9 protein-coding genes are annotated in these 7,913 nt (G+C 72.1%); 7 read left to right on the plus strand and 2 right to left on the minus strand.

Annotated features, from left to right (window positions below):
• Window positions 1-563, plus strand: a 563-nt coding sequence (locus HW577_RS15750; RefSeq protein WP_198377106.1) for a glycosyltransferase family 2 protein, incomplete at its 5' end; no start/stop codon positions are given.
• Window positions 547-1,026: a hypothetical protein gene (locus HW577_RS15755; protein WP_198377107.1), complete on the plus strand. Its 480-nt coding sequence runs from the start codon at window positions 547-549 to the stop codon at window positions 1,024-1,026. The genes HW577_RS15750 and HW577_RS15755, both read left to right, overlap by 17 nt.
• A gap of 115 nt (window positions 1,027-1,141) precedes the next feature.
• Here HW577_RS15755 and HW577_RS15760 read toward each other — a convergent pair whose 3' ends face one another.
• Window positions 1,142-2,101: a tripartite tricarboxylate transporter substrate-binding protein gene (locus tag HW577_RS15760; RefSeq protein ID WP_198377108.1), complete on the minus strand. Its 960-nt coding sequence runs from the start codon at window positions 2,099-2,101 to the stop codon at window positions 1,142-1,144.
• Between the two features lie 126 nt (window positions 2,102-2,227).
• Here HW577_RS15760 and HW577_RS15765 point away from each other — a divergent pair, with 126 nt between their 5' ends.
• From HW577_RS15765 to ispH, 3 genes are all read left to right on the plus strand, one after another.
• Window positions 2,228-2,785 carry a hypothetical protein gene (locus HW577_RS15765; RefSeq protein ID WP_198377109.1) on the plus strand — a complete coding sequence of 186 codons (558 nt, stop codon included), beginning with the start codon at window positions 2,228-2,230 and terminating at the stop codon, window positions 2,783-2,785.
• 49 nt (window positions 2,786-2,834) lie between these two features.
• Window positions 2,835-3,941, plus strand: a complete 1,107-nt coding sequence (locus HW577_RS15770) for an alanine racemase (protein WP_198377110.1) — start codon at window positions 2,835-2,837, stop codon at window positions 3,939-3,941.
• 78 nt (window positions 3,942-4,019) lie between these two features.
• Window positions 4,020-4,946, plus strand: a complete 927-nt coding sequence (gene ispH / locus HW577_RS15775; RefSeq protein WP_198377111.1) for a 4-hydroxy-3-methylbut-2-enyl diphosphate reductase — start codon at window positions 4,020-4,022, stop codon at window positions 4,944-4,946.
• A 7-nt stretch (window positions 4,947-4,953) separates the two neighbouring features.
• Here ispH and HW577_RS15780 read toward each other — a convergent pair whose 3' ends face one another.
• Entirely contained in the window at window positions 4,954-6,222 is a 1,269-nt protein-coding gene (locus HW577_RS15780; protein WP_198377112.1) for an MgtC/SapB family protein, read from the minus strand.
• Window positions 6,223-6,301: 79 nt separating this feature from the next.
• Between HW577_RS15780 and HW577_RS15785 the strand changes: the two genes are divergently transcribed.
• Both HW577_RS15785 and fabG read left to right on the plus strand, forming a co-directional pair.
• Window positions 6,302-7,123 carry a HesA/MoeB/ThiF family protein gene (locus HW577_RS15785; protein WP_198377113.1) on the plus strand — a complete coding sequence of 274 codons (822 nt, stop codon included), beginning with the start codon at window positions 6,302-6,304 and terminating at the stop codon, window positions 7,121-7,123.
• On the plus strand, window positions 7,120-7,824 hold the full coding sequence (fabG, locus tag HW577_RS15790) for a 3-oxoacyl-ACP reductase FabG (RefSeq protein WP_198377114.1): 705 nt from the start codon (window positions 7,120-7,122) through the stop codon (window positions 7,822-7,824). Before HW577_RS15785 ends, fabG begins: the two co-directional genes overlap by 4 nt.
• Window positions 7,825-7,913 lie beyond the last annotated feature (89 nt).

The following is a 7,913-nucleotide window of genomic DNA, read 5'->3' on the forward strand; positions in this document are numbered from 1 at the left end:
TGCGGCGCGGCATGCGCGCGGCGCTGGCGCGCGGGGCGGACTATGTCGCGACCCTGGACGGGGACGGGCAGCACCGGCCGGAGGACCTGCCGCGCCTGCTGGCGCTTGCGCGGCCCGACCGCATCGTCATCGGGTCCCGCCGCCGGTCGCCCGGCCAGCCGGCGGTGCGGCGGCGGGCCAACCGCGTGGCGGATTTCTGGGTCTCCTGGGCGGCCGGGCATGCGGTGGCGGACAGCCAGTCGGGCTTTCGCATCTATCCGGCCGCGGCGCTGGCTGAGCTTGCGCGCTACGAAGGGCGCGCGCGCCGCTTTTCCTTCGAAAGCGAGATCCTGATCGACGCGGCGCGCGCGGGGATCGTTACGGTAGCGGCGGATATCCCGGCGCTCTACGCCGGCACGCTGCGCCGGGCGAGCCATTTCAGGCCCGTTGCGGATATCGCGCGCATCGTCATCATGGTCGGCGGCAAGCTGCTCGCGCGCGGGATGGACCCGGCCGGGCTGCGCCGGAGCCTGGCCGGGCGGCGGCGCATGGAACAGGAGGGACGGGATGATCCATCGCCGTGACACGCTGCGTGGGTTCCTGCCGGTGCTGGTCGCCATCGGCGGCGGGATCGGCCTCGGCGCCTGCCGCGCCCAGCCGGTCTACGAGGCGACGAACGGGCAATTCCAGGGCCGCGGTTCGCTCGCCGAACGCGAAGCGCTGATCCGCCGGGCCGCGGCGTCCCAGCCGGGCTGGTCGGTCCAGTCCATGCGCCCGGGCCTGCTGCGCGCGACCAACACCTGGCGCGGCCACCAGATGACGGTCGACATCGCCTTCGACGTGCGGACCTTCACCATCCGCTACGTGAACAGCGTGAACCTGGACTACGACGGCGCGCGTATCCACCAGAACTACAACACCCGGGTCCAGGCGCTGGAACGCGCCATCATGGCGGGTGGCGGGGCCGCGTTGCCGGTATCCTCCGGCGGCGGGCGCGGGAACCTCGATGCGGTGCCGGTGTCGGGGCCGGTCGTCAGCGGGGAGTGACGGCCGGGGGCGGGGGACCTCCCCCGAGCCCCCTCCCTTCTTTGTCTTTTGGGGACTGACCGCCAAGAAAGAAGGAGGAGGGATTCGGCGGGAGTTCACTCCCCCCGACCTTACCTCATCCCGCGAGGCTGATCCCGGTCTCCGCCACCAGCCGCCGAACCATCTCCCCATCCCGCCGGATCACCGCCGCGAAGGCCTCGGCCCCCCCGGTGATGGCGTCATTGCCCGTCGCGGCCAGGCGGTCCCGCGTCGCGGGGTCGGATGTCGCGGCCGCCGCCGCCGATTCCAGCCGCGCGACAATATCCCGCGGCGTGCCCGCCGGCGCGAAGAGGCCATTCCAGGATGTCAGGTCGAAGCCGGGGAAGCCGCTCGCCGCGATCGTCGGCAGATGCGCGAGGCTGCCACGCTGATCGGCGCTGGTCAGCGCGATGCCCCGCGCGCGCCCAGCATCGATGACCGGCTTGAAGGAATTCGCCGTTCCGATGGCGGATGCCAGGTTGCCCGCCGCCACGTCGCGTGCCGATTCCGCGCCGCCGCGATAGGGCAGGTGCTCCAGCACCACGCCCGCGCGATGCGCGAGCAGCGCGCCCGCCAGATGCCCGACCGTGCCGATGCCAGGCGTGCCGTAGGGCACGCCGTTGCGTCGCCGCGCTTCCGCCAGGAAGCCTGCCACATCGTTCGCCGGGAAACCCTGCGTGACGACGAGCACATAGGGCGCGGCCACCACCTGCGCGACCGGCGCGAAGGCGGTCGCGTAGTCGAAGGGCAGGCCGCGCTGGATCAGCGGCTGCACCACAAAGCCGAAACTGTCGAAGAACAGCGTCGTGCCGTCAGGCGGTGAGGCCGCGACGACGCCCGCGCCCACGGCTCCGCCGCCACCCGGCCTGTTCTCCACCACCACCGGAACGCCGAGATGCTCTGCCATCCTCGGCTGCAGCAGGCGCATCACCGTGTCGGACTGTCCGCCCGGGGCGAAGGGCACGACAACGCGGACCGGCCTGCCCTGCGCGGTAGCGATGCGGGGTGCGGCCTGCAGTGCGGCCGCCGCGGCAAGCATATGGCGACGTCGGATCATGGCGCGGTCCCCCCCGTTTACGGCGATTGTTCCGTGCCTCGCACGCTCGTCGCAAGCGCGGATTCACGGGGCCGCGCGTTCCGTCCTACACTTGGTGGCACGATGAACGGACCGACGGGGAAACGCATGCGCGGCTTGGCCCTTCACCTTCTTGCCGGCGCGCTCGCGCTCGGCCTTGCCGGACCCGCGGCGGCGCAGGGCATCTGCCCGGGCCGTCTTTCCGCCAATGCCTTCGCTCCAGTGCCCTCGAATGCGGCGATCGCCGTGCCCGACCGCGCGCAGACGGAGAATGAACGCCGCCTGCGCGCCGCCGTGCTCGGCGCGCTGGCCACGGCGGGCCGGCGCGTCGCGGCGGATGCGCCCTACATCCTCTCCTGGCGCGGCGGCATCTCGACCGAGGGCGACAATTTCGGCGGCTTCGCCGATACGATGCAGGACCGGACGTTCCGCGAGGGCGACGACCTCTCCTGGGCGCACGACATGCCGCGGATGGGCGGGCGGAGCGTCGCGAGCGTCCGCATCTCGGGCGTCGTCGAGGTTCGCGAACGCGCCTCCGGCCGCGTGGTCTGGACGGCGGTGCTTTCCTGCACGCGCCACGGCACGGATGATGAGGCGCTGTTCGCGCACCTGGCCAATGCCGTCGCGCCCTGGATCGGCCAGCCGGTCGCCGGCCGGCCCTTCTAGCGCCGGGCCCGGCCCTTGCCGCGTCGCGGGCGCGGCGCGACAAGGGGACATGACGCTCGACGACCTGCCCACGCCCTGCCTCCTCCTCGACCTTGGCATCCTCCGGCGCAACCTCGCGCGCATGCAGGCAGCCGTGGCGCGCCATCCCGGCCTGCGCCTCCGGCCGCACATGAAGACGGCGAAGTCGATGGCCGTCGCCGACCTCGCCGCACCCGGCAAGGGGCCGATCACCGTGAGCACGATCGCCGAGGCGCGCTACTTCGCCGGCGGCGGCTTCCATGACCAGATCTACGCCGTCGGCATCACGCCGGCGAAGCTCGACGCGGTCGCGGCGCTGAACGCGCAGGGCGCGGATGTGAAGGTCATCACGGACGATCCCGACGTCGCCGCCGCCATCGCGGCGCATCCGGGTCCGCTGCGCACGCTGGTGGAAGTCGATTGCGGCGAGGGCCGCGGCGGCGTGACCCAGGACGGCAACCTGCTGGGCGAGATCGCCGGACGGCTAGGCGTGCGCTGCGCCGGCGTCATGACCCATGCCGGGCATTCCTACGCCGAGCGCAGCACAGAAGGCATGGAGCGCGTGGCGGAAGCCGAGCATCGCGGCGCGGTGCTCGCCGCGGACCGGCTGCGCGGCATGGGTATCGCTGTCGATGTCGTCTCGCTCGGCTCCTCTCCCACCGCGCTTTACGGGCGCGACATGGGCGGCGTTACGGACGTACGCGCCGGGGTCTACATGTTCGGCGACCTGTTCCAGGCGCAGATCGGCACGCATGGGATGGAGGACATCGCCGTCACCGTGCTGACCGCCGTCACCGGCCGCAAGCCGGATCGCAACGCGGTGCTGGTCGATGCCGGGGCCATCGCGCTGTCGAAGGACCGCAGCACGGAAAAGGCGCCGAAGGACTATGGATTCGGCCTGATGCTCGACCTAGATGGCCGACCTTCGTTCGGGGATGCGATCGTCGCCCGCACGCACCAGGAGCATGGGGAGGTGCGCGGCGACGGCCCGCTGCCCCTCGACCGCCTGCCGGTCGGCGCGCTGGTGCGCATCGCGCCCAACCACACCTGCCTGACCGTCGCGGCGCATGACCGCTACCATGTGGTCGATGGCGGGCGGGAGGTGCTCGCGGTCTGGGACCGTGTGAACGGCTGGTAGGCCCCGTTACGCGAAAACCGTTGCAATCGCGGCCCGCACGTCAAATCCTGCCCGGCAAGGAAGCCGGGAAGGACAGGCATGCGGGTGGTTCTGGCTCAGCCGCGCGGATTCTGCGCAGGCGTGGTGCGCGCGGTGGACATCGTCGAGCAGGCGCTCGAACGCTTCGGCCCGCCTGTCTACGTGCGGCACGAGATCGTCCACAACCGCCATGTGGTGGAAGACCTCCGCGCCCGCGGCGCCGTATTCGTCAAGGAGGTGGATGAGATCCCCGAAGGCGCCGTCGCCGTCTTCTCCGCCCATGGCGTGGCGCGGAAGGTGGAGGGGGAGGCGGCGCTCCGGCGGCTCGACGTGCTCGACGCCACCTGCCCGCTCGTGACCAAGGTCCACAATGAAGGCCGGCGGTACGCGGCCCAGGGCCGCACCGTGATCCTGGTGGGCCATGCCGGGCATCCAGAGGTGATCGGCACCATGGGCCAGATCGACGCGGAGGTGCACCTGGTCGCCGACGCGGCGGAGGTCGAGGCGCTGCCCATTCCGCGCGACCGCCCCGTCTCCTTCATCACCCAGACGACGCTGTCGGTCGACGACACGAAGCACGTGATCGCCGCGATCCGCGCCCGCTTCGACGACGTGACGGGGCCCGATACGCGCGACATCTGCTACGCGACCCAGAACAGGCAGACCGCGGTGCGAGAGCTCGCCCGCATCGCGGAGGTCGTGCTGGTGGTCGGCGCCGCGAATTCCTCCAACTCCAACCGCCTGCGTGAGATCGCGGCGGAGTGCGGTGCCCGCGCCTACCTGATCGCGGATGCCAGCGTGCTCGACCCGGCCTGGCTGGATGGCGCGCAGGCGGTGGGCGTCACCGCAGGCGCCTCCGCGCCCGAGCGGCTTGTTGAGGAGCTGGTCGGGCGGCTGAAGGCCCTCGGCGCGACGTCCGTGGAAGCCCTGCCCGGGATCATCGAGGACGTGACATTCCGCCTGCCGGCGAAGCTCGCCGCCGAGTAGCCGCGGGTCAGCCCGAGGGCAGAAGCAGCAGCGCCGCCGCCCCGGCCGCGAGGCCGAGCAGCGAGCCGCCGCCGAACAGCGCGCCGTAGCGCCCGCCGCCAAGCGCGAGCCCATAGGCTGCCTTGGCGAGTATGTTGCTCGCCACCGCCACCGCGACCGCCTGGGCGGCGAGCTCGGCGCTTATCACGTGCGGCGCCAGCAGCGGCACGGACAGCGTGATGGCGTCCACATCCGTCAGCCCGGTGACGGCGGCGATGACCACGACCGCCGCGCCGCCCAGCTTCTCCGCGCCAAACTTCGCTGCGGTCCCGACGCCCGCGAGCAGCAGCGCCATGCGCAGCACCGCGCCGATTTCGAACGGATTGCCGGGTGAGGACGGCCCATCCGCGACGCCGCCGCGCCGCAGCGCCAGCAGCAGCGCGACGCCCGCCATCGCGAGCGCGGCGGCCAGCAGCGCCGGCCACAGCGTGTGCCCCGTCTCGGGTGCGATCATCAGCGCCAGCACAGCGGTCCGAGCACAGGAAACGGCCCCGGCCATGAGCGCCCCCGCGGCGAGTCCTCGTGCCGGCCCGCCTCGGGCCGCCGCCGCCGCGTTGGCGAGCGTCACGGCGGTGGAGGTCACGAGCCCGCCTGCGGCACCGGCGAGCAACAGTCCGCGATGCTCCCCCCCGAGCTTCACAGCGAGGTAGCCGAGGTAGGAAATGCCCGCGAGCAGGATCGCAAGCATCCAGACCTTGTGTGGATTGACGCCGAGAAGCCAGGGCACCGGCGCATCCGGCACGAGCGGCAGCGCGACCAGAGTCATGGACAACAGCAGGATCGCCGAGCGCAGCTCCGCCCAGGTGATGCGCGCCATCAGCCCGTGAAGGCTGTCGCGCGCCGCCAGCACCGCCGTCATCGCCACGGCCGCCGCGCCGGCCGCCGACATCTGGCCGGAGACGGCAAGCGCGCCGAGCGCATAGGTGCCGATCGCGGCGACCAGGGTCGTGGCGCTGAACCGGCCTTCCGCATCCGCTTCCCGCAGCGCGAAGGGCAGCAGCGCGGCCACCAGCGCCAGCAGCCCGCCGGCCATCAGCACCGCGCCGCCAAGCGGCCCGGCGCCCGCCGCGAGCGCAGCGACGATCCCGCCCGAAAGACCCACCAGGGCAAAGGTGCGTACGCCGGCGGTGCGGCGGCCCGGCGCCTCTTCCCGCTCCCGCCAATGGCGTTCGGCCCCGACCAGCAGGCCGATCGCGAGCGCCACGGCAAGGCGGCGGATCAGATCCTCCCCATCCATCCGGCGACTTCACGCCTTCGTTAGAAGCCACGCAAGCACATGCTTGCGCCCCCCCGCGCCCCGCGCCCATATCGCCGCCATGGATCTCGACTTCACCGAGGCGGAACTGCACCGCTATTCCCGCCACATCCTGCTGCAGGAGGTGGGCGCGACAGGCCAGGCAAAGCTGCGCGCCGCGCGCGTGCTCATCATCGGGGCCGGCGGGCTCGGCTCGCCGCTCGCCCTGTATCTCGCCGCAGCGGGCGTCGGCACGATCGGCCTGGTCGATGACGACACGCTGGAACTCTCGAACCTCCAGCGCCAGGTGGCGCACAGCACCGCGCGTATCGGGCGGAACAAGGCCGAAAGTGCGGCGGAGACGCTGGCCGCGCTGAACCCGGGCGTGCGCGTCGAAATCCATGCACGGCGGATGGACGCCGCGGCGGCGCAGGAGCTGATCCCGCGCTACGATCTGGTCTGCGACGGCACCGACAACTTCGCCACGCGCTTCCTGCTCGGCGATGCCTGCCACCTGCTCGGTCGGCCGCTGGTCAGTGCCGCGGTCCTGCGCTTCGAAGGCCAGCTCTCGATCTTCGCCGGGCATGACGGCGTGCATCCCTGCCATCGCTGCCTGCATCCGGAACCGCCGCCGCCGGGCCTCGTGCCGACCTGTTCCGAAGCGGGCGTGCTCGGCGCCGTCACGGGCGTGATGGGGACGCTGCAGGCGACCGAGGTGCTGAAGCTGATCCTCGGGATCGGCGACCCGTTGCGCGGGCGTCTGCTGATCTGGGACGCGCTCGATGCGCGGTTCCGGACCGTGCGGCTGAAGCGCGACCCGGGCTGCGCGCTGTGCGGACCCGGCGCCACGATCCGCGACCTTTCCGCCCACGCCGCACCGCCCGCCCTGGTCTGCACGGCGTGAAGCGGGCGCTCGTCACTGGCGGCGCCAGCCCGATCGGCGCCGCGATCAGCCGCGCGCTCGCACGCGAGGGCTGCGCCGTGATCGTCCATGCGCACAGCAGCGCGCCCGCGGCCGAGGCGCTGGCCAACGAAATCGGCGGAACGCACACCGTCTTCGATATCGCCGACCACGATGCGACGCGCACCGCCTGCGAGGCGCTGCTCGAGGCCGGGCCCATCCAGGTGCTGGTGCACAATGCAGGCGCCCATGACGACGTGCCGATGGCGGCGATGACCGAGGCGCAGTGGCGCCGCGTCATCGCCGTCTCGCTCGACGGCTTCTTCCACGTGGCGCGGCCGCTGCTGCTACCGATGATGGGCACGCGCCATGGCCGGATCGTCGCCATGTCCTCGGTCTCGGCCATCATGGGCAATCGTGGCCAGGCGAACTACGCGGCTGCCAAGGCGGGGTTGATCGGCGCGGTGCGCGCGCTCTCGCTTGAATGCGCGCCACGCGGCGTGACGGTGAACGCGGTCGCGCCAGGGCTGATCGACAGCCCGGCCATCAGCGCCGCGGTGCCACCCGAACGGGTGAAGGAGATGGTGCCGGCGCGACGGCTCGGGCGGGTGGAGGAGGTGGCGGACCTTGTCGCGTTCCTCTGCTCGGAGCGCGCGGGGTACATCACGGGGCAGACGGTATCGATCAATGGGGGAATGGCGTAGCGGGGGAGAAGAGAACTTCTCCCCCCGAACCCCCCTCAACCTTCTTTGCGACCTTGGGGACCAGTCCCCAACAGACGAAGAAGGGAGGG

This window comes from Neoroseomonas rubea, from assembly GCF_016106015.1.
Taxonomy (GTDB): Bacteria; Pseudomonadota; Alphaproteobacteria; order Acetobacterales; family Acetobacteraceae; genus Neoroseomonas; species Neoroseomonas rubea.